Origin of the sequence: Mesorhizobium sp. M0590 (assembly GCF_040320905.1) — a bacterium.
In the GTDB taxonomy this organism is placed as follows: domain Bacteria; phylum Pseudomonadota; class Alphaproteobacteria; order Rhizobiales; family Rhizobiaceae; genus Mesorhizobium.
Window position 1 is genome coordinate 23,944 of the sequence record NZ_JAMYQN010000009.1, and the last position, 19,702, is coordinate 43,645.

General features: G+C 62.9%; 21 protein-coding genes and 1 pseudogene. 18 read left to right on the top strand and 4 right to left on the bottom strand.

Translation table 11 applies throughout. From position 1 onward, the window contains the following. Positions 1 to 138: 138 nt before the first annotated feature. The 15 genes and pseudogenes from rpsF (at position 139) to NKI52_RS16470 (ending at position 12,425) form a co-directional block, all read left to right on the top strand. Positions 139 to 639 (top strand): 30S ribosomal protein S6, encoded by a 501-nt coding sequence (rpsF, locus tag NKI52_RS16400; RefSeq protein WP_292663863.1) that lies wholly within the window; start codon positions 139 to 141, stop codon positions 637 to 639. Next, positions 639 to 887, top strand: a complete 249-nt coding sequence (gene rpsR / locus NKI52_RS16405; RefSeq protein ID WP_006203718.1) for a 30S ribosomal protein S18 — start codon at positions 639 to 641, stop codon at positions 885 to 887. The genes rpsF and rpsR overlap by 1 nt, the downstream gene beginning before the upstream one ends. A gap of 214 nt (positions 888 to 1,101) precedes the next feature. Further along, positions 1,102 to 1,686 (top strand): 50S ribosomal protein L9, encoded by a 585-nt coding sequence (gene rplI / locus NKI52_RS16410; protein WP_254820243.1) that lies wholly within the window; start codon positions 1,102 to 1,104, stop codon positions 1,684 to 1,686. Between the two features lie 153 nt (positions 1,687 to 1,839). After that, on the top strand, positions 1,840 to 3,129 hold the full coding sequence (locus tag NKI52_RS16415; RefSeq protein ID WP_352454398.1) for a cyclopropane fatty acid synthase: 1,290 nt from the start codon (positions 1,840 to 1,842) through the stop codon (positions 3,127 to 3,129). A gap of 82 nt (positions 3,130 to 3,211) precedes the next feature. Continuing rightward, positions 3,212 to 3,535, top strand: coding sequence for a YnfA family protein (locus tag NKI52_RS16420; protein ID WP_352698635.1), 324 nt, complete (start codon positions 3,212 to 3,214; stop codon positions 3,533 to 3,535). A gap of 3 nt (positions 3,536 to 3,538) precedes the next feature. Further along, on the top strand, positions 3,539 to 4,507 hold the full coding sequence (locus tag NKI52_RS16425; protein ID WP_352698637.1) for a small ribosomal subunit Rsm22 family protein: 969 nt from the start codon (positions 3,539 to 3,541) through the stop codon (positions 4,505 to 4,507). 206 nt (positions 4,508 to 4,713) lie between these two features. After that, positions 4,714 to 6,204: a replicative DNA helicase gene (locus NKI52_RS16430; protein ID WP_023677714.1), complete on the top strand. Its 1,491-nt coding sequence runs from the start codon at positions 4,714 to 4,716 to the stop codon at positions 6,202 to 6,204. A 21-nt stretch (positions 6,205 to 6,225) separates the two neighbouring features. After that, entirely contained in the window at positions 6,226 to 6,831 is a 606-nt protein-coding gene (locus tag NKI52_RS16435; RefSeq protein ID WP_023677715.1) for a hypothetical protein, read from the top strand. Then, positions 6,831 to 8,249: a DNA repair protein RadA gene (gene radA, locus NKI52_RS16440; protein WP_352453216.1), complete on the top strand. Its 1,419-nt coding sequence runs from the start codon at positions 6,831 to 6,833 to the stop codon at positions 8,247 to 8,249. Before NKI52_RS16435 ends, radA begins: the two co-directional genes overlap by 1 nt. A gap of 47 nt (positions 8,250 to 8,296) precedes the next feature. Further along, entirely contained in the window at positions 8,297 to 8,968 is a 672-nt protein-coding gene (locus NKI52_RS16445) for a CvpA family protein (protein WP_352698639.1), read from the top strand. A gap of 125 nt (positions 8,969 to 9,093) precedes the next feature. Continuing rightward, entirely contained in the window at positions 9,094 to 10,563 is a 1,470-nt protein-coding gene (gene purF, locus NKI52_RS16450; protein WP_023677717.1) for an amidophosphoribosyltransferase, read from the top strand. A gap of 26 nt (positions 10,564 to 10,589) precedes the next feature. Beyond that, positions 10,590 to 10,880: a hypothetical protein gene (locus NKI52_RS16455; RefSeq protein WP_023677718.1), complete on the top strand. Its 291-nt coding sequence runs from the start codon at positions 10,590 to 10,592 to the stop codon at positions 10,878 to 10,880. Further along, a complete protein-coding gene (locus NKI52_RS16460; RefSeq protein ID WP_023677719.1) occupies positions 10,877 to 11,623 on the top strand; it encodes an SDR family NAD(P)-dependent oxidoreductase in 747 nt (248 codons plus the stop codon). Before NKI52_RS16455 ends, NKI52_RS16460 begins: the two co-directional genes overlap by 4 nt. A 144-nt stretch (positions 11,624 to 11,767) precedes the next feature. Beyond that, a pseudogene (locus NKI52_RS16465) lies at positions 11,768 to 12,073 on the top strand (hypothetical protein); the annotation flags it as partial. A gap of 130 nt (positions 12,074 to 12,203) precedes the next feature. Then, a complete protein-coding gene (locus NKI52_RS16470; protein WP_254820234.1) occupies positions 12,204 to 12,425 on the top strand; it encodes a hypothetical protein in 222 nt (73 codons plus the stop codon). 152 nt (positions 12,426 to 12,577) lie between these two features. On the opposite strand, the gene NKI52_RS16475 is transcribed toward NKI52_RS16470, so the two are convergent. Then, positions 12,578 to 13,084, bottom strand: coding sequence for an OsmC family protein (locus tag NKI52_RS16475; protein WP_352698641.1), 507 nt, complete (start codon positions 13,082 to 13,084; stop codon positions 12,578 to 12,580). Positions 13,085 to 13,404: 320 nt separating this feature from the next. Between NKI52_RS16475 and NKI52_RS16480 the strand changes: the two genes are divergently transcribed. Beyond that, positions 13,405 to 14,313 carry a DMT family transporter gene (locus NKI52_RS16480; protein ID WP_502897760.1) on the top strand — a complete coding sequence of 303 codons (909 nt, stop codon included), beginning with the start codon at positions 13,405 to 13,407 and terminating at the stop codon, positions 14,311 to 14,313. 196 nt (positions 14,314 to 14,509) lie between these two features. Here NKI52_RS16480 and NKI52_RS16485 read toward each other — a convergent pair whose 3' ends face one another. Continuing rightward, the gene (locus NKI52_RS16485; protein ID WP_352691795.1) at positions 14,510 to 15,364 is read right to left on the bottom strand and encodes a LysR substrate-binding domain-containing protein; all 855 of its coding nucleotides are present in this window, start codon (positions 15,362 to 15,364) and stop codon (positions 14,510 to 14,512) included. Between the two features lie 115 nt (positions 15,365 to 15,479). On the opposite strand from NKI52_RS16485, the gene NKI52_RS16490 reads away from it, so the two are divergent. Continuing rightward, positions 15,480 to 15,887 carry a tautomerase family protein gene (locus tag NKI52_RS16490; protein WP_023677725.1) on the top strand — a complete coding sequence of 136 codons (408 nt, stop codon included), beginning with the start codon at positions 15,480 to 15,482 and terminating at the stop codon, positions 15,885 to 15,887. A gap of 141 nt (positions 15,888 to 16,028) precedes the next feature. Next, the gene (locus NKI52_RS16495) at positions 16,029 to 18,251 is read left to right on the top strand and encodes an AMP-binding protein (protein ID WP_352698787.1); all 2,223 of its coding nucleotides are present in this window, start codon (positions 16,029 to 16,031) and stop codon (positions 18,249 to 18,251) included. A gap of 121 nt (positions 18,252 to 18,372) precedes the next feature. Here the strand turns inward: NKI52_RS16495 and NKI52_RS16500 are convergent, their stop codons facing one another. Together NKI52_RS16500 and NKI52_RS16505 are read right to left on the bottom strand one after the other, a co-directional pair. Continuing rightward, positions 18,373 to 18,636 carry a hypothetical protein gene (locus tag NKI52_RS16500; RefSeq protein ID WP_023677727.1) on the bottom strand — a complete coding sequence of 88 codons (264 nt, stop codon included), beginning with the start codon at positions 18,634 to 18,636 and terminating at the stop codon, positions 18,373 to 18,375. A 249-nt stretch (positions 18,637 to 18,885) separates the two neighbouring features. Continuing rightward, positions 18,886 to 19,701 (bottom strand): CDP-alcohol phosphatidyltransferase family protein, encoded by an 816-nt coding sequence (locus NKI52_RS16505; RefSeq protein ID WP_023677728.1) that lies wholly within the window; start codon positions 19,699 to 19,701, stop codon positions 18,886 to 18,888. Position 19,702: the final 1 nt, after the last annotated feature.

The window sequence follows — 19,702 nt, forward strand, 5'->3', positions numbered from 1 at the left end:
CCGCCTCCCGTGTCTCCGCTCTCGACCGTCTCGTCATGCTCCTTTCTTCCCCGCCTTCGCAAGGATTGCGGGTCAGAGAAGTTGCAGAGGCTTTTGCCGCCGGGAACCGGGAGAGAAACGAAGAAAGGCACGAATACTATGGCTCTATACGAACATGTGTTTCTTGCCCGGCAGGACCTCTCGCAGCAGCAGGTCGATGCGCTTGTCGAACAGTACAAGGGCGTCATCACCGCGAATGGCGGGTCCGTCGGCCGGGTCGAGAACTGGGGACTGAAGTCCCTCACCTACCGGGTCAACAAGAACCGGAAGGCATACTATACACTCATGGACATCACCTGCCCGCCGGCCGCGCTCAACGAAATGGAGCGTCAGATGGGTCTGTCCGAGGACGTACTGCGTTTCCTGACCATCAAGGTCGATGCGCATGAGGAAGGTCCGTCGGCAATGATGCAGAAGCGCGAAGAGCGCTCGGAACGCGGCGGCTTCGGCGACCGCGACCGTGGCGATCGTGGCCCGCGCTCATTCGGCGACCGCGATCGCGGTGACCGTGGTGATCGTCCGCCGCGCAGCTTCGGCGATGGCGGTGCCGATCGTGGCCCGCGCCGTCCGCGCGAAGGCTTTGAAGGAGCCGCAGAATAATGGTCGACATCAACCAGATCCCAACCCGGCGCCCCTTCCACCGTCGCCGCAAGACTTGCCCGTTCTCCGGCGCCAACGCGCCGAAGATCGACTACAAGGACGTGCGGCTTCTGCAGCGCTACATCTCCGAGCGCGGCAAGATCGTGCCATCGCGTATCACCGCCGTCAGCCAGAAGAAGCAGCGCGAACTCGCCAAGGCGATCAAGCGCGCCCGCTTCCTCGGCCTGCTGCCCTACGTGGTCCGCTAACACTTCAGGCGGGCGGTTCGCCGCCCGCTTTTTCACCGGCCACGACGGGCGTAGCCGGATCGAACACTAAATCCCGGGTTGGATTTCGACAAGAGATCCTAACTGCCGCGACAGGCAGGACAGCGACACAGGCGATGACGCCCCAGCTTCCTGACCTGTTCCAGACAATTCGGCGCCGATCCTGAGGATAGCGCCCAAGCGAAGGAACAAAACCATGGAAGTCATTCTTCTCGAACGCGTTTCCCGCCTCGGCCAGATGGGCGATACCGTCAAGGTCAAGGACGGGTTCGCCCGCAATTTCCTGCTGCCGCAAGGCAAGGCGCTGCGCGCCAACGAAGCTAACAAGAAGAAGTTCGAGGGACAGCGGGCCCAGCTCGAAGCCCGCAACCTGGAGCGCAAGTCCGAAGCCGCGCAGATTGCAGAAAAGCTCGACGGCAAGAGCTTCATCGCCGTGCGCTCGGCCGGCGAAACCGGTCAGCTTTATGGTTCGGTCTCGACGCGCGACATCGCCGAGCTGGTGACGGCGGAAGGTTTTTCGGTCAACCGCAACCAGATCCTGCTCAACCAGCCAATCAAGACCATCGGCGTCACCAATGTGGCGATCGCGCTGCACCCGGAAGTCGAGGTTACCATCACGCTCAACATTGCCCGCACGGCCGACGAAGCCGAGCGCCAGGCCAAGGGCGAAACACTGACCACCGCCGAAGCCATCTACGGCGAGGACATCAACGATAATGCGCGGCCGGAAAACTTCTTCGATCCGAATGCGGAGTTCGAAGGCGGCGAAGACAACGGCTGATCGTCATTCGTCGGCATTCGCCGGCTAATCGCTATTCTGGACCAATGCCCGGGCCTCGTACCCGGGCATTTTTATGCCAAATGGAACTTTTCGAACCCCTATATCTTGATGCAGAATAGGACAGCATGTCTGGCCGAGAGGGGACAATTGGTCATGAATATTCTGCTGAAACGCGTTCTCGACCGCCTGGTCCGCATAGGCAATCTCAAGGTGACAGGGCCGCAAGGCTCGATGGTGACTTTCGGTGACGGCAGCGGCGAGCCGGTGCACATGCACATCAAGACAAGGCATGCCGAGCGCGCAATAACCTTCGATCCGATGCTGGCGGTGCCGGAAGCCTACATGGACGGTGAACTCGACATTCTCGAGGGCGGCGTTCTGGGGGTGATGCGGATTGCCTTCCAGAACATGGGCAGCGGCGGTATCGATGCCACCTGGTCGAAGGCGATCGAAGGTCTGCGCCACGCCTTCCGGCGCCTGCAGCAGATCAACACGGCGTCGCGGGCGCGCCGCAACGTGCAGCGCCATTACGATCTGTCGGGCGACCTCTACCGCCTCTTCCTCGATGAGGACATGCAATATTCCTGCGCCTATTTCGAGCAGCCGGACATGACGCTCGACGAGGCACAAGCGGCCAAGAAGCGCCATATCGCCGCCAAGCTCAGGCTGAAGGCCGGCCAGACGGTTCTTGATATCGGCTCCGGCTGGGGTGGGCTTGGGCTCTATCTAGCCAAGGCGTTCGACGTCGACGTGCAAGGCGTGACGCTGTCGACCGAGCAGCACGGCGTCGCCACCGACCGCGCCCATGCGCAAGGCCTGCAAAACCGGGTGCATTTCGACATCAAGGACTATCGCGAGCTCAATGAGCGTTTCGACCGCATCGTCTCGGTCGGCATGTTCGAGCATGTCGGGGTCAATCATTTCCGCACCTTCTTCGACAAGTCGGCGACGCTGCTGAAGCCGGACGGCGTCATGCTGCTGCACACGATCGGCCGCTCCGGCGTGCCGTGGGCAACCAGCGCCTTCATCCGCAAGTACATCTTCCCGGGCGGCTACATCCCGTCACTCTCCGAAGTGATGCCGGCCATCGAGAAATCGGGGCTCGTCGTCACCGATATCGAGGTCCTGCGGCTGCATTATGCGGAGACGCTAAAGCATTGGGGCGAGCGCTTCGCCGCCAACCGCGACAAGGCCAAGGCGATTTATGACGAGCGCTTCTGCCGCATGTGGGAGTTCTATCTTGCCGCCTCGGAAGCCGCTTTCCGCTGGCAGGATCTGGTGATTTTCCAAATCCAGATTGCCAAGAAGAACGACACGCTGCCGATGACGCGCGACTACATGGCCAGTTGCGAGAAGGCGCTGGAGATGCGCGATCTTGGACGTCGTGAAAAGGCTTCTGCGGCCAAGCCCACTCGCCGCCGCAAGGTGGCGGATCCGGAGTAGACTGCCTGCGATTGCACCATTGCCGCTTGCCATTGCCGGCCGGCACGCTGAAAAAGGTCTCGTCAACGCGGGACCTTTTTTCATGACCTACCTCCTCTACGTCGCCGCCGCACTTGCCGAGATCGCCGGCTGCTTTTCGTTCTGGGCGTGGTGGCGGCTGGACAAGTCGCCGCTGTGGTTGGCGCCCGGTCTCGTCTCGCTGGTGCTATTTGCGTGGCTGCTGGCGCTGGTCGACGCCAGTGCGGCCGGTCGTGCCTATGCCGCCTATGGCGGCATCTACATTGCCGCCTCGCTGGTCTGGCTGTGGCTGGCGGAAAGCGTGCGCCCAGACCGCTGGGACCTTGCCGGTGCCGCGATCTGCATCGTTGGCGCCTCGGTCATCGTGCTCGCACCTCGGGCGGCGTAAGCGATGGAACTGCCCGTCCCGCTTAGACAAGGCGTCGACCGCCTTCTCGAACAGGTGCCGTTGCCGATGCTTAAGCAAGCGGCAAAGACGCTGTCGGACCGCTACCGCGCAGAGTTGCGCGACGGTCGCCTGCACATGGCCGAAGACATGGCGGTGAAGGCCTATCTGGCAACGCGGCTACCGGCGACCTATGCGGCCGTTCGCGCCAGCCTCGATGCGGTGGGCGAGTCTCGGCCCGACTATGCTCCGAAGACCTTGCTCGATGTCGGCGCCGGCCCTGGCACGGTGCTTTGGGCCACAATCAATCTTTGGCCGGATCTCGAACAGGCGGTGCTACTCGAGGCCGGCGCCGCGGTACGAAGGGTCGGCGAAGCACTTGCCGCGGATTCGATCACGGCCAGGACCGCCTGGCGGACCGGCGACATCACCATCGACCTGGTCGATCTGGATCCGGCCGAGCTGGTGACTTCGGCCTATGTGCTGGATGAGATCGCGCCGGCATCGCTGGCAAAACTCGTCGACCGGCTCTGGCAGCTGACCGCAGACACGCTGCTGGTGGTCGAGCCGGGCACGCCGGCCGGCTGGCAGCGTATTCTTGCCGTGCGGCGGCAGCTGATCGAGGCGGGCGCGCATGTGCTCGCGCCATGTCCGCATGAGGCGCCCTGCCCGCTCGTCGCTCCCGACTGGTGCCATTTCGCCCGTCGCGTCGCCCGCTCGCGCCTGCACCGGCTGGCCAAGGATGCCGAGGTGCCGTGGGAGGACGAGAAATTCATCTTTGTCGCGGCCTCCCGCCATCCGGCCGCTCCGCCTCGAGCGCGAGTGATCGCACCGCCGAAGTCGGGCTCCGGCAAGGTCTTGCTGAAGCTTTGCGAACAGGATGGGGGTGCTGCCGAGCGACTGTTCACCAAGCGCGACGGCGAGACGTTCAAGGCCGCGCGGCGACTGGATTGGGGTGATGCCTTGCCGGAATGACCGGCAGCTATTTTCCTGTTTTGTTCTCGCCTGAGAACGGCTAGGCTCGCCATCTTGATTCGAGTCAATCGAGATTCTTTCCACCGAAAGAACCTGGCTGTGAATCGTGGGCATCAAAGTTGGTTGGTTGGGGACTGATGCAGATAAGTCATCACCGACTTGTCTCGTTCTGATATCGAAAGACGGGGATCAGGACCGGGGACATCATGGCAGAGGCAGCACGAAAATTCGGCGTGGCGGAAACACCGCTCTATCGCGAGGCGCCGAACAATATCGAGGCCGAGCAGGCGCTGCTCGGCGCCATACTGGTCAACAACGATGCCTTCTACCGCGTCTCCGACTTCCTGAAGCCCGGCCATTTCTACGAGCCGCTGCATAGAAAGATCTTCGAGGTCGCGGCCGAGCTCATCCGCATGGGCAAGATCGCGACGCCGATCACGCTGAAGACCTTCCTGCCGGCCGATGAGAAGGTCGGCGACATGACGGTGGCGCAATATGTCGTGCGGTTGGCGGTCGAGGCCGTCACCGTCGTCAACGCCACCGACTATGGCCGCGCCATCTACGATCTGGCGACGCGGCGCGCGCTAATCACTGTCGGCGAGGATATGGTCAACATCGCCTATGACGCGCCGGTCGACATGTCGCCCTCCGACCAGATCGAGGATGCCGAGCGGCGCCTGTTCGAATTGGCCGAAACCGGCCGCTACGATGGCGGCTTCGAGAGCTTCACCGATGCCGTCAAGACCGCCGTCGACATGGCCAATGCGGCTTATATGCGCGACGGGCATTTGTCGGGCGTTGCTACCGGCTTGCGCGATCTCGACCGCCGCATGGGCGGCCTGCAGTCGTCCGACCTGATCATCATTGCCGGCCGCCCCGGCATGGGCAAGACCTCGCTCGCCACCAATATCGCCTTCAACATCGCCGAGGCCTATGTCCCGGCGCAGCAGGCGGACGGCTCGTTCAAGGCGGCCAATGGCGGCGTCGTCGGCTTCTTTTCGCTCGAAATGTCATCCGAACAGCTGGCCACCCGCATTATTTCCGAACAGACGGAAATCCCGTCGTCGAAAATCCGGCGCGGCGAGATCAGCGAGATGGATTTCGAAAAGCTGGTCGCCTGCTCGCAGACAATGCAGAAAATCCCGCTGTTCATCGACCAGACCGGCGGCATTTCCATCGCTCAGCTGTCGGCCCGCGCGCGTCGCCTGAAGCGCCAGCGCGGCCTCGACGTCATCGTTATCGACTATATCCAGCTGATGCAGGGATCGAGCGCAAAATCCTCGCAAAACCGCGTCCAGGAAATCACCGAGATCACCACCGGCCTCAAGGCACTAGCCAAGGAGCTGGCGGTGCCGATCATCGCGCTGTCGCAGCTGTCGCGCCAGGTCGAGAGCCGCGACGACAAGCGCCCGCAGCTTTCGGATCTGCGCGAATCGGGCTCCATCGAGCAGGACGCCGACGTGGTGCTGTTCGTCTACCGCGAGGAATATTATCTGAAGAACCGCGAGCCGAAGCCGGGCACCGACGAATACATCAAATGGGAACACGAGATGAACGAGATGCGCGGTAAGGCCGAGGTCATCGTCGCCAAACAGCGCCACGGCCCAACGGGATCGGTCAGCCTCGCCTTCCAGGGCGAATTCACCCGCTTCTCGGACCTTGCGGAAGAGCATCATTTGCCGGATCGGTTCGAGTAGGCATTGTCGCGGAGCAGCCGATTGGACTTTAGCGATATCTACCAAAGGATAAAATTCGAAGAGTATGACATCTCCGAGGATGAACGCGCGCAACTCACTGAATATTTGAGATCTGCCGGGTCAATTTCTCGCACGGAATCGCACGCCGGTTTGCTGGTGTTCTGCTACTCGAGCGAACCGACGCCCGAGAACGTTGAATTGGTGAGGAAATTCCTTGCCAAGCATGTCGAAGACTATACGCGAAGCGCGGCAGTGACCGGCCTCTATCGGATTTGGAAGCTGGGAACGACTCGCGACATCGATGATCTTCTGGGCCTTTTGGCACTTTGGTCAGGGGACTCTCGGCAGAGTACGTCTGTCGCTGCGATCGGGTGTGCATTCCTTCTCATGCATCGGCTTCAGGACCGCCGCCTCTCGTTAGCGCTCAGGCGATTGTTCGAAACGCTGCATGAAGAAGTCAGGCGAGACAATGATTTGGCGGTAAATTTGTTCATCTATGCATGTTGGTCGGCATACGACAATTGGGCTCAGAGCAACGGCCAGCGCCGCACTCATTTCGATACAGTCGAAAATGCTTTGCCGATTTACTGGGATCGTTCCAAATACCTCTTGGAACCAATAAACTGATGGCCAAGTCCCGTATCCAGTTCATCTGTCAGAATTGCGGATCGGTGCATCAGCGCTGGGCCGGCAAATGCGATGCCTGCGGCGAGTGGAACACGCTGGTCGAGGAAGGCACGTCAGGCGGCATAGGTTCCGGCCCGGCCAATACGCGCAATGCACGCAAGGGCCGCGCGGTGGTGCTGACCAGCCTCTCCGGCGACATCGAGGACGCGCCGCGCATCGTCTCCGGCATCGGCGAACTCGACCGCGCCACCGGCGGCGGCTTCGTGCGCGGCTCGGCGCTGCTGGTCGGCGGCGATCCCGGCATCGGCAAGTCGACGCTGCTCACCCAGGCCGCCGCCGCACTGGCAGCAAAGGGCCACCGCATCGTCTATGTCTCGGGCGAAGAAGCCGTCGCCCAGATCAGGCTGCGCGCCCAGCGGCTCGGCGTCGCCGACACCCCGGTCGAGCTCGCCGCCGAGACCAATGTCGAGGACATCCTCGCCACCATCGCCGATGGCAAGCGGCCGGATCTGGTCATTCTCGATTCGATCCAGACGCTGTGGACCGATATGGCCGATTCGGCGCCCGGCACGGTGACCCAGGTGCGTGCCGCCGCCCAGGCGATGATCCGCTACGCAAAATCCACAGGGGCGGCGATCGTTCTGGTCGGCCACGTCACCAAGGAGGGCCAGATCGCCGGACCGCGCGTCGTCGAGCACATGGTCGACGCGGTGCTCTATTTCGAGGGCGAAGGCGGCCACCACTACCGCATCCTGCGCACGGTCAAGAATCGCTTCGGGCCAACCGATGAGATCGGCGTCTTCGAAATGTCGGACAAGGGCTTGCGGGAAGTCGCCAACCCGTCCGAGCTTTTCCTCGGTGAGCGCCATGCGAAGTCGCCGGGTGCCGCGGTTTTCGCCGGCATGGAAGGCACACGGCCGGTGCTGGTCGAGATCCAGGCGCTGGTGGCGCCATCGACGCTGGGCACACCGCGCCGCGCCGTCGTCGGCTGGGACGGTGCCCGGCTGTCGATGATCCTGGCGGTTCTGGAAGCCCATTGCGGCGTCCGTTTCGGCACGCACGACGTCTATCTCAACGTTGCCGGCGGCTACCGCATTTCGGAGCCGGCGGCCGACCTGGCAGTGGCGGCGGCACTGGTTTCCTCGCTCACCGGTCTTGCCCTTCCCGCCGATTGCGTCTATTTCGGCGAAATCAGCCTTTCGGGTGCGGTGAGGCCGGTTGCGCATGCGCAGCAGCGCCTCAAGGAAGCCGAAAAGCTGGGTTTCGGACGCGCGGTTCTGCCCTTGGGCAGCGAGGAACTTGTTGGCGGCAATGGGGTCGGGGGGATCGGAGCCGGCGCTTTCCAGCCCACCGAGCTTGCCGATCTCGTGGCGCGCATAGCCGGCTCTCGGCGCAGCCGCGCCGACGAGCAAGAGTGATGCGGCTCGTCGAGTCGTGAAAAAGAGATCGGAGTGGGGCGAAAAACATGCCGATTACGCTGCTTGACGGAATACTCGTCGGCTTCACCCTGGTCTCGGCGATGCTCGCAATGGTTCGCGGCTTTTCGCGCGAGATCCTGTCGATCATCTCCTGGGCAGCCGCCGCGGCCGCCGCCTTCTTCTTCTACAAGCCGGTGCTGCCTTACATTCAGCCCTATGTCGACAATGAAAAGGCCGCCATGGCGGCGGCCGCCGGTATCGTCTTCATTGTCGCGCTGATCGTCGTTTCGGTCATCACCATGAAGCTCGCCGACTGGATCATCGATTCCAGGATCGGCGCGCTCGATCGTACACTTGGCTTCCTCTATGGCGCGGCGCGCGGCATCCTGGTCGTCGCTGTCGCGCTGCTTTTCTTCAATTGGCTGGCCGGCGCCAAGGCTCCAGGCTGGATTGCCAACGCCAAGTCAAAGCCGTTGCTCGAATCGATCGGCGCCAAGCTCGAAAGCCTGCTGCCCGAGGATCCGGAAAACGCCATCCTCAACAAGCTCAATCCGAATCAGCCGGCCACCGAGACGCCTCTGGCCCCCGACGCGCCTGCAGCGGAAGCCCCTGCCGCCGGCGACGACACCACTGCTCCGGCACCCGACGACAGCGATGCGCCGCCGGCCGACAATGCGCCCGCGACGCCGGCACCTGCAAACCCGGCGCCGGCAAACTGATTTCGACAGACTTGCCAGGCTCAAGACTGTCGATCATGTGAACGCCGCACGACGTGCGTTGCTTTCGATGCGCTATGACCTTATATGGCGACTTTAGCGGAGCTTGAGCCCCAATGGCAGCCTCAGTGGCAGACGCAGACGACGTGCTTTCCGCCGAAGCCGACGACCATTTCCACGACGAATGCGGCGTGTTCGGCATTTTCGGCCGGCAGGACGCCGCAGCCATCGTAACGCTCGGTCTGCATGCGTTGCAGCATCGAGGCCAGGAAGCGGCCGGCATCGTTTCCTATGACGGCACCCAATTCCATGTCGAGCGCCATGTCGGCCTGATCGGCGACACCTTTACTAAGCAGCGTGTCATCGACAGCCTGCAAGGCAACCGTGCCATCGGCCACACACGCTATGCCACCACCGGCGGCGCCGGTCTGCGCAATATCCAGCCTTTCTTTGCCGAACTTGCCGATGGCGGCTTTGCCGTCGCCCATAACGGCAATCTCACCAACGCCATGACCGTTCAGCGCGCCCTGCAGAAGCAAGGCGCCATCTTCTCTTCCACCTCCGACACCGAAACGCTCCTGCACCTGGTTGCCACCAGCAAGGAGCGCGACCTGAATTCGCGCTTCATCGATGCGGTGCGCCAAGTCGAAGGCGCCTTCTCGCTGGTGGCGATGACGTCCAAGAAGATGATCGGGTGCCGCGACCCGCTCGGCATCCGCCCGCTGGTGCTCGGCGATCTCGACGGCGCCTGGATTCTCGCCTCCGAGACCTGCGCGCTCGATATTATCGGTGCGCGTTTCGTGCGCGACCTGAAGCCCGGCGAAATGGTCGTCGTCACCAGCAAGGGCATCGAAAGCCTGTTCCCGTTCGAGCCGCAGAAGACCCGCTTCTGCATCTTCGAATATGTCTATTTCGCGCGGCCGGATTCGTCGGTCGAAGGCCGCAACGTCTATGAAGTGCGCAAGCGCATCGGCGCCGAGCTGGCGCAGGAAAGTCCGGTCGAGGCCGACATCGTCGTGCCGGTGCCGGATTCGGGCACGCCGGCGGCGATCGGCTTTTCGCAGGCCGCGGGCATTCCGTTCGAGCTCGGCATCATCCGCAATCACTATGTTGGCCGCACCTTCATCCAGCCCGGCGATTCGATCCGCCACATGGGTGTCAAGCTCAAGCACAACGCCAACCGCCGCATGATCGAAGGCAAGCGCGTGGTGCTGGTCGACGATTCGATCGTGCGCGGCACCACCAGCCAGAAGATCGTCCAGATGGTGCGCGATGCCGGCGCCAAGGAAGTGCATATGCGCATCGCTTCGCCGCCGACGCGCGCCTCCTGCTTTTACGGCGTCGACACACCGGAAAAGTCGAAGCTGCTGGCGTCGCGCATGTCGGTGGAGGAGATGGCCGAGTTCATCCGCGTCGATTCGCTCGGCTTCCTGTCGATCGACGGGCTCTACCGCGCCGTCGGCGAGGCCGGCCGCGACAACGAGCAGCCGCAATTCTGCGACGCCTGCTTCACCGGCCAGTATCCGACCCGGCTTGCCGACTTCGAAGGCTCCGACAATGTGCGCACGCTGTCGCTACTGGCGGCGGGCGGGTCTTAGAATTCCGATCCGGACGGGGGTAAGACATGAGCGCTCGACGAGGCTTATGGCAAGCCCTCAAGGATTCACTCTCATTTGCAAAATCCTTGCTCAAAGATCAGATTAGATCTGAGGTCGATATCGATACGCCTCTCGGTAATGGATTTCTTTTTTGCCAAGCTAGAGAGGCGAGGGAGACTCAGGACAAGTATGTCGTCGTCAAAGCCATTGGTGGTGATGCAACGGTTTTTGCCCCTCTTGACGAGAATTCCGCCAAACAATTGATTGCCTTCATTCAGCTGTCGTTCTTAGACCAGCAACCCAAGAATAGCTCATGACCCCTCCCCTCGATCTCTCCGGCCGCGTTGCGGTCGTCACCGGCGCCTCGCGCGGTATCGGCTATTTCGTCGCCAGGGAGCTTGCCGCGGCCGGTGCGCATGTGATTGCGGTTGCTCGCACCGTCGGCGGGTTGGAAGAACTCGACGACCAGATCAAGGCAGGTGGCGGACAGGCGACGCTGGTACCGCTCGATCTTGCCGACATGGCGGGGATCGACCGGCTGGGCGGCGCCATCCACGAGCGCTGGGGCAAGCTCGACATACTGGTCGCCAACGCCGCTGTGCTCGGCGTCATCGCCCCGATCGGCCATGTCGAGGCCAAGACCTTCGAGAAGGTGATGACCATCAACGTCACCGCAACATGGCGGCTGATCCGCTCGGTCGACCCGCTGCTCAGGCTTTCCGATGCCGGCCGTGCTATCGTGCTGAGCTCCAGCCTTGCCCACTCCGCACGCGCCTTCTGGGCGCCTTATGCGGCGTCGAAGGCGGCGGTCGAGGCCATGACGCGTTCATGGGCGCATGAGACCGAAAACCTGCCGCTCAGGGTCAATGCCGCCGATCCCGGGGCAACGCGCACCGCGATGCGGGCGCAGGCCGTACCCGGCGAGGATCCTGAAACACTGCCGCACCCTTCGGAGATCGCCAAGCGTATCGTGCCGCTGGCCAGCCCTACGCTCAAGGAGACCGGGCTGATCTTCCAGGCCAAGCACAATCGCTTTGTCGCCTACCGGCAGCCGGAGTAGCCACATATCGCATTTTGCCGGAAGAATTGCGCCGGCACCAACGTTGTTCGGGTGCCACAATTCGAGAAACGGAGGACCATATGCGGAGGCTGCTTCTCTTGACTGCCGCCGCGCTGCTTGCAGTAATCGGCGCCGCGTCGTCGCAGACAGACGGCACTCGACGAAAAGGGCCAAATGGTCAACGGCCGCGGCGACACGCCCAACCGGCACGACGTGTTGACCGGCTCCAAGCCGGATGGCACGAAAATAGCCGACCAGACCTGCGGCGACTGGACGCTGAGCGGAGCAGAAGGTGTGGCGATGATGGGTCATCACGATCGTACCGGCCTCGATGATTCGGCAGCCGCCAAATCGTGGAATTCCTCGCATGCGTCACGCGGTGGCTGCAGCCAGGAAGCGCTGAAGGGCACCGGCGGCGACGGCCTGTTCTATTGTTTTGCGGTGAACTGAACCAAAACGACCCGACGTCACGTGGCTGTGATGCCGTGGCTTAACGCCGCGCTTTGGCCCAGCTTTCGCCGCTGGGCCGGAGTTGCTAGGATCGTGCGACTCCCAAAACAAGCAGAGCGAGGAAATACTCATGGCGGCACCGAGCGTAGCGTTAGTCTGGTATCTGGTGATCGCCGGCCCGCAAGGCGGCATGGTCGTGCTGCCCAGCACATTCGACACCCGCGAACAGTGCGCCTTCGCCATAACCGAATACCAGAAGCAACCGACGCCGGCCGGCTGGTCGGTGCAGTGCGTGCCGAGCGCCTCGCCCTTCGCCGACGAGGGCGACGCCGAGGAGCCGTCGGCGCAGTAGGACAGCGTGATCTCCCCCCTTGAGGGGGAGATGGCCGACAGGCCAGAGGGGGTTGGTCCGACCGGGCTCGGCCTGCTGCAACGGTTGGCGGTTCACGCGAGACAACCCCCTCTGTCGCCTTCGGCGACATCTCCCCCTCGAGGGGGAGATCGTCAGCGTCGCGCGCTTACCGTCAGCTCCGGCTTCTGGCTGATGGTCTGGAACACGACGCAGTAGCGCTCGGTCAGCTTGAGCAGCGCATCGATGCGCTCCTGCGGCTCGTCGGTGTCGAGGCCAAATGTCAGCCGGATGGCGCGGAAGCCAACCGGCGCATCCTTTGCCACGCCAAGCGTGCCGCGAAAGTCTAGGTCGGCTTCGGCTTCCACCGTGGCGGCCCCAAGCTTGAATTCCAGCGCCGTCGCTACCGCCTTCAGCGTGACGCCGGCGCAAGCCACCAGTGCCTCCAGCAGCATGTCGCCGGAGCAGAGTTCGAGCCCGGTGCCGCCGGTCGCCGGATGCAGCCCGGCAATGGCGATCGCCCTGCCTGTCTCGACCTTGCAGGCGATCGATTGGTCGTCGATCGAGCCTTTGGCGCGGAGAGTAATCAGCGCGCGCGAGGCGTCGTCGCGATAGGCCACCTTCAGCGGCGCCTGCATGGCCTTCAATGCGATCGCGTCCATTTCGTTTCTCTCCCATAGTTGCCTGGCTTCGCTGCTTAACGGCGATGCCGTCTGCCCAAACGCAAGTCTCCACTGGCGTAGCGCTTGGCAGGGTTTCGCCTGTATAGCCTGACGATACGGGGAGCATCCAACGCCTTCACACCGTCTCTCGCAACACATTCGTAAGGCCGCCGGACATATGGCCGATATCGCCATCGTGGAAACCCGCGAACGGGTTCTTGCCGGAATCCTGTTCATCGGGGCTGCCTACCTGCTGTTTTCGATGCAGGACGCCTCAAGCTGACGCTATGGTGTCAAGAAGGGCAGCGTAGGCTGGTGAGATGATGGGATCGCTGGACATGCCATGCACAGTGGAAAGCGCCCGCGAGCGTACCCTCGGCATCATCCTGGTCTCGGCATCGGCGGCCGTTTTCGGCCTCACCGGCGTGCTGACCAAATCGATCCATGCCGACCCGCTGACCATTACCTGCTGGCGCGGCTTCGTCGGCTCGATCCTGATCAGTCTCTATGTCCTATGGCGCCGCCAGCGCTCCGGCGGTCGCGACAGCTTGCGGCTCGGCTGGCGAGGCTGGCTGCTGGCGATCGAGGGCGCGCTCGCGAGCATCGCCTTTATCTCGGCGTTCAAGTTCACGTTTGTCGCCAATGTCGCGATCATCTATGCCACGGCCCCGTTCGTCACCGCGCTGCTGGCCCTCCTGTTGGTCCGCGAGCCGTTCCGGCTGCAGACGCTTGCGGCCGCTGCTGTGTCACTATGCGGTGTGGCAATCATGGTCTGGTCCGGCTTCGGCACCGGCCATTTGTTCGGCGACGGGCTGGCGCTGCTGATGACGATCGGCAGCGCGCTCTACATGATCATGGTGCGCGCCTTCCGCGACACGCCGGTGGTGTGGGCGGGTGCGGTGTCGGCATTCCTTCTGTTCGTGCTCGGCTGGTTCGTCGCCGATCCGCTGGCTGTCTCGGCCAGGGACGCTGTGCTTCTAGCCACCTTCGGCGCCTCATTCGCGCTGGCTTCGATCCTGTGGACGGAGGGCACCCGGCTTATTCCGGCGGCCGAGTCCGGATTGCTGGGTTCAGCTGAAGTGCCATTCGCGATCCTGTTTGCCTTCCTGTTCCTGGCGGAGATCCCGCCGGCAGCCAGCATGGTCGGTGGCGCCATCGTGCTTTGCGCGGTGTTCGCTCACGCCGGCCGCGACTGGCTGATGGCCAGGCAGCGCGCAGCGGATGCATGACCAATCCTCGCCGCGTCCGAGCGCGAGTTGGTGGTCCGATCACGAGAAATCCGGTCCTGAAAATTAATTTGAAAAGTCATGGAACCATCATAGGGCTCAGGCATTATGGCTGCGACGGGCCACCCCAAGTCCCCCCAAACCCCTCGGCCCGTCCTACTTAGAAGCCGACCGCAAGGTCGGCTTTTTCTTTGCTGGCTCAATTGGCCAAGGCCAGGTTGCCGCTGAACAACGCTGCCAGATCCTGCGCCGGCCGGTCGGCATCCTCACGCAAGCGGACGGCGAATTCGGCGACCGGCACCGGCGGCAGATCAAGATCGCGCGGCGCCTCGACGATGCCGGAATGCGCGAAGCGCGCCGTCCTCAACGTCAAGGCGATGCCGGCGTGCACCGCCGTGCGCAGGCCGGCAAGGCTGGCACTGCCGGCAGCAATGCGGTAGCGACGGCCGGCCGCATCGAGTGCACTGGTCGCCGCTTCGCGAAACCCGCAATGGGGATCGAGCAGCGCCAAGGGCAGTTCGTCGTGGCGGGTGGCCAGCCCGTTCTGTGAGCAAAGCCAGATCATTGGTTCCTTGAGCACACCGACTTCGTCCCGTGTCGGCACCTGTCGCATGGCAATGGCCAGATCAAGGGTGCCGGCCTGCAAAGCCTGCGCCAGTTCGGCGGAACGGCCGACGCGCAGTTCGATCCTGACGCGCGGATGGCTGACAGCAAAAGCCCTGAGAAGCTGCGGCAAGCCGCTGTCGGCGAAATCCTGCGTGGTGCCGATGGCGACGCGCCCGTCGGCGTGCGCGCCTTTGAGGGCCAGCCACGCCTCGCGGTGCGCGGCAAGGATGCGACGCGCGTGAACGATCAGATCCTCGCCTGCCGACGTCAGGCCGCGCCCTCGCCCCTGCGGCACCAGCAGCGGTTCGCCGACAACATCCTCCAGCCGCTGCATCTGCGCGGTCACTGCGGACGGCGAGCGACCGACGATCGACGCGGCCCGCGCCAGGGAACCGCCATCGACGAAAGCGAGGAAAGTTTTGAGGAGGTCGGGATCGAACATCTGCACAATTCGATACTATCAAAGTGTTTATCAAAAACAATTCGATTTTTTTTGATCAAAGGATGATGGCATGATTTTCTCGACGGCGAAGAGGCGCCGCTTGAAACCGAGGAGAAGAAATATGCCGATCATCAATGTCAGCGTTACCGGCAAGCCCGATGCCGCTTTGTCCGCCGCCATTGCCAAGGAAGTGACCGAACTGACGGCCACGCATCTGCGCAAGGACGCGACGATCACAGCTGTTGCCATTTCCTATCACGACCCCGAGCACTGGTTCGCCGGCGGCAAGTCGCTGGCCGAGCATGGCACCAACACGGCCTGGCTCGACATCAAGGTTGTCGACGGCACCAACACCAAGCTCGAACTGGAGGCGTATCTGCAGGCAATTTTCGCGGCATTCGGTCGGCTGCTGGGTAAGGTGCATGAGGAAAGCTACGCCCTCGTGCATGAAGTGCCTGCGGCCGCCTATGGCTTTGGCGGCAAGACGCAGGAATTCCGCTTCATCAGCGGAAGGATGAAAGCGGCGTAGCTGCGATAGGCAGCCGAGCCGAATCAAACATAGGAGAGAAGGAAAAATGGAGCCGCATTGACGTTGATCCAACTTCGGCTAGGTTCTCACCCGAAGCGGCCACTGAAGAGCCGTGACGTGAGATCGTTGGGAGATGCGGCGATGATCCTGACACTGGCGCTGCTTGCGGGTCTTGTCGCGGCCTGGCTGCTGATCGGCGTGGTGGAGAAGTTCCGCCTCGGCCTGCGTTTGAGCCAGGCGCTGCTCTACGTGCCGTTCAAGCTCGCCTACCGGATCAGCGACGAGCGCATCAAGATTGCGCGCAGGTCGGTGACCCCGGTCATCTATGTCATCTGGCATCAGTCACGCATCGAGCCGGCGCTGATGCTGTCGCTGCTGCCGGAGGACACGCTGCACATCCTCGACCAGGCTTCGGCCAGATCGCCGTGGCTGGAGCCGTGGCGCGAGCTCGGCCGCACCATCGCCTTCAACGCCGAGCATGTCTTCGTCAGCCGCAGATTGGTGCGGGTGCTGAAGGGCAAGGGCCGGCTCGCCGTTTACCTGCCGGATGCGGTCGAGCCAGACGTCAAGTCGTTTCGGTTGTTTCGCGCCATCACCCGTATCGCCATGCAGGCCGACGCCCGTATCGTGCCGGTCTTCGTTGCCGGCGCACGCAGCCTGCCGGCCTCGCTGACGCCGGCGGACAAGGCGCCGCGCCATTGGTTTCCGCAGCTGTCGATCAGCGCGCTGGAGCCGATGACCATCGCCAAGCTGGTGGCGCGGAACCCAGATCAGGCCTCCAACACCAATGCGCTGTTTGATCGCTTCGCCGAGGCCAGGCTTTTCGGCAGTGATCTCGACCGAGGGCTGTTCCTCGCCATGCGCGATGCGGCCGACCGTGTTGGCGCTTCGCACCCAATAATCGAGGACGTCATTGGCGGTGCCCTGAGCTACCGGAAAGTGTTCATCGGCGCCAGGGTTTTGGGCCGACGGTTCGAGGCAATAACAGCGCCGGGCGAAGCGGTTGGGCTGCTCCTGCCCAACGCCAATGGCGTCGTGCTGTCGTTCGTCGGACTTTTGTCGACTGCGCGGGTGGCAGCAATGATCAACTATACCGCCGGCCCGGCCAGCGTCACCGCCGCCATCCGCACGGCGATGATCCGTACCGTGGTCTCCTCACGCGCCTTTGTCGAAAAGGCCAACCTCGCCGACATCGTCGAGGCGGTGGAAAAGGGCGGGGCGAAACTGCTGTGGCTGGAGGATGTCCGCGCAAGCGTGACCGTGCTGGACAAGGCCGCAGCCGGCTTGCTGTGGCGCTGGCCGTTGCAGCGCCAGGATGCAGCCAAGCCGGCGGTGATCCTGTTCACCTCCGGCTCGGAAGGCACGCCCAAGGCCGTGGTGCTGTCGCACCGGAACCTTCTTGCCAATGCGATGCAGGCGGAAGCTCGCATCACCATCTCGCCGGCCGATATCCTGCTCAACGTGCTGCCGGTGTTCCACTCGTTCGGGCTGACCGGCGGCACCATCCTGCCGCTGGTCACCGGAGTAAAGCTGTTCCTCTACCCGTCACCGCTCCACTACAAACTTATTCCGGAGGTGGCGCGCAAGGTCCGGCCGACGGTGATGTTCGGCACCGACACGTTCCTCGCCAACTATGCCCGCACCGCCAAGGACGGCGATTTTTCCAGCCTGCGCTTCGTCGTGGCCGGTGCCGAGGCGGTGAAGCCGGAGACGCGCCGGGTTTACCGCGAGCGCTTCCAGGCCGAGATCATCGAAGGTTTTGGCTTGACCGAGGCCGCACCAGTGGTTGCCGTCAACACCGCCATCCACGGCCGCGATGGAACGGTCGGGCGGCTGCTGCCGGCCATGCGCATGAAACTCGAACCAGTCGAAGGCATCAGCGACGCCGGCCGGCTGTGGCTCGACGGGCCGAACCTGATGATGGGCTACATGACCGGCGACCGGCCTGGCGAGTTGCAGCCGCTCGAAGGCTGGCACGACACCGGCGATATCGTTTCGGTCGATCGCGAAGGCTTCATCACCATTCGCGGCCGCGCCAAGCGCTTCGCGAAGATAGCCGGCGAGATGGTATCGCTTGGTGCGGTCGAGATGTTGGTGCAGTCGCTGTGGCCGGAAGAGCATCACGCCGTGGTAGCGGTGCCGGACAAGCGGCGCGGCGAGCGCCTCGTTCTGGTCACCACCGCCGACAATGCCGATCCCCACGAATTGCGCGAATTCGGCAAAAAAGCCGGCGCGGCCGAACTGATGGTGCCGAACGACATCGTCAAGGTCGAGGAGATCCCTGTACTGGGCTCCGGCAAGACCGACTATGTCTCGACTAGAAAGCTGGCACTCGAGAGGCTGGGACTGAGCGCAGCCGCCTGAGGTTTGCTGTCGAGAACTCTAAAGCGCGTCGCGTTCGACCGGCCTTGTGCGACACGCTTTAGATTCTTGCTTTTATGCATGCCGTTATCGCAAAACCGCTGCACACTTTTGCGCGAATGCATTAGAAGACCACCACCGACAACAGCAGAATGGCGCCGACGGCCATCATCAGCAGGCCCGGCCAGTTCTGCGACAGGCCGAGAAAACGGAGCCCGCGCCGCCGCGGCTCCAGGGTCGGACCTGGTGTTGCGAGATAAGGCGTCGGACTGTCCGGCGCGGTGGAGACAGCGGCCGGTTCACTAAGCCGCCCGCGCATGATGGCTGCTACCGCCATATAGACGAGGCCGGCGACAGTCAGTAACACGCCGATGAGGATGACAGCCATTTCTCCTCGTTTCCGATGGTTCTGAGCCCGATGCGGCAGCTTGCGCGACGTAGATGACGTACCACGAGCAGCCGCTCAGACGGACCTACCAAACACAAACGGTCTAGCCGCCCAGCAAGTTCCGAAACCGGTGTTTTTGAGGTGCATTCCACAGCGCCGCGCGCTGTGTGAGCCGGTCCTGAGTCTAAACGGACGACCCTTTTCGGAATCATGCACTGCCAGGCCCAACGCGAACTGGCACCAAATCTGTCAGCCAATATCCGAGGACGGCACCTTCTCGCCTTCGCGCTTGGCGCGTCTCGAATAGGCGCGCACGCTGAACGGCAAGAAGACCAGATAGCCGGCAACCGAGGCCGTCAGCGTATACCAGGGATAGGTCATCAAAAGCAGGACGTAGAGGACGACTGCGAGGATGATCGGCAGCACTCTGTCGCCCGGTATCCTGACGCTCTTGCCGGAATAGACGGGCAGTCTGCTGACCAGCAGGAACGCCACCAATATTGTAAAGCCGGTGGCAATGAAGGCTGCCAGGCGGCTGGGTTCAAGCCCAAGCCTGAGGAAGAACAGATAGAGCGGCAGCATCACCAGCACCGCACCCGCCGGCGCCGGCACGCCGACGAAATATTCGGTCTGCCACTGCGGACGGTCGAGCTCTTCGTCGAGCACGTTGAAACGGGCAAGCCTCATCCCACAGGCGATGGTGAACAGCAGCGCGGCGATCCAGCCCGGCGAACCTGCCCTGTCGAGCAGAAAGGCATAGAGCACCAGCGCCGGTGCCACGCCGAAATTGACGATATCGGCCAGCGAATCCATCTGGGCGCCGAATTTGGAAGTCGCCTTCAGCATTCGCGCCAGACGGCCGTCGATACCATCGAGGAAGGCCGCGAGCAGCACCATCACCACCGCTGGCTCGAAGCGGCCCTCGAAGCCGAAGCGAATACCGGACAGGCCGGCGCAGATGGCGAGCACCGTGACCAGATTGGGCAGCACCATGCGCATCGGGATTTCGCGAATGCGCGGGCCACCGCCGCCATGCGCCTCGAATTTCTTGAACGGCGGGGCCACC

Coding starts and splice junctions, on each gene's coding strand:
- rplI (WP_254820243.1), top strand. CDS start 1,102: ATGGAAGTCATTCTTCTCGAACGCGTTTCCCGCCTCGGCCAGATGGGC.
- NKI52_RS16420 (WP_352698635.1), top strand. CDS start 3,212: ATGACCTACCTCCTCTACGTCGCCGCCGCACTTGCCGAGATCGCCGGC.
- NKI52_RS16445 (WP_352698639.1), top strand. CDS start 8,297: ATGCCGATTACGCTGCTTGACGGAATACTCGTCGGCTTCACCCTGGTC.
- NKI52_RS16475 (WP_352698641.1), bottom strand. CDS start 13,084: ATGGACGCGATCGCATTGAAGGCCATGCAGGCGCCGCTGAAGGTGGCC.
- radA (WP_352453216.1), top strand. CDS start 6,831: ATGGCCAAGTCCCGTATCCAGTTCATCTGTCAGAATTGCGGATCGGTG.
- rpsR (WP_006203718.1), top strand. CDS start 639: ATGGTCGACATCAACCAGATCCCAACCCGGCGCCCCTTCCACCGTCGC.
- rpsF (WP_292663863.1), top strand. CDS start 139: ATGGCTCTATACGAACATGTGTTTCTTGCCCGGCAGGACCTCTCGCAG.
- NKI52_RS16430 (WP_023677714.1), top strand. CDS start 4,714: ATGGCAGAGGCAGCACGAAAATTCGGCGTGGCGGAAACACCGCTCTAT.
- NKI52_RS16500 (WP_023677727.1), bottom strand. CDS start 18,636: ATGGCTGTCATCCTCATCGGCGTGTTACTGACTGTCGCCGGCCTCGTC.
- NKI52_RS16415 (WP_352454398.1), top strand. CDS start 1,840: ATGAATATTCTGCTGAAACGCGTTCTCGACCGCCTGGTCCGCATAGGC.
- NKI52_RS16455 (WP_023677718.1), top strand. CDS start 10,590: ATGAGCGCTCGACGAGGCTTATGGCAAGCCCTCAAGGATTCACTCTCA.
- NKI52_RS16425 (WP_352698637.1), top strand. CDS start 3,539: ATGGAACTGCCCGTCCCGCTTAGACAAGGCGTCGACCGCCTTCTCGAA.
- NKI52_RS16460 (WP_023677719.1), top strand. CDS start 10,877: ATGACCCCTCCCCTCGATCTCTCCGGCCGCGTTGCGGTCGTCACCGGC.
- NKI52_RS16490 (WP_023677725.1), top strand. CDS start 15,480: ATGCCGATCATCAATGTCAGCGTTACCGGCAAGCCCGATGCCGCTTTG.
- NKI52_RS16480 (WP_502897760.1), top strand. CDS start 13,405: ATGATGGGATCGCTGGACATGCCATGCACAGTGGAAAGCGCCCGCGAG.
- NKI52_RS16495 (WP_352698787.1), top strand. CDS start 16,029: ATGATCCTGACACTGGCGCTGCTTGCGGGTCTTGTCGCGGCCTGGCTG.
- NKI52_RS16470 (WP_254820234.1), top strand. CDS start 12,204: ATGGCGGCACCGAGCGTAGCGTTAGTCTGGTATCTGGTGATCGCCGGC.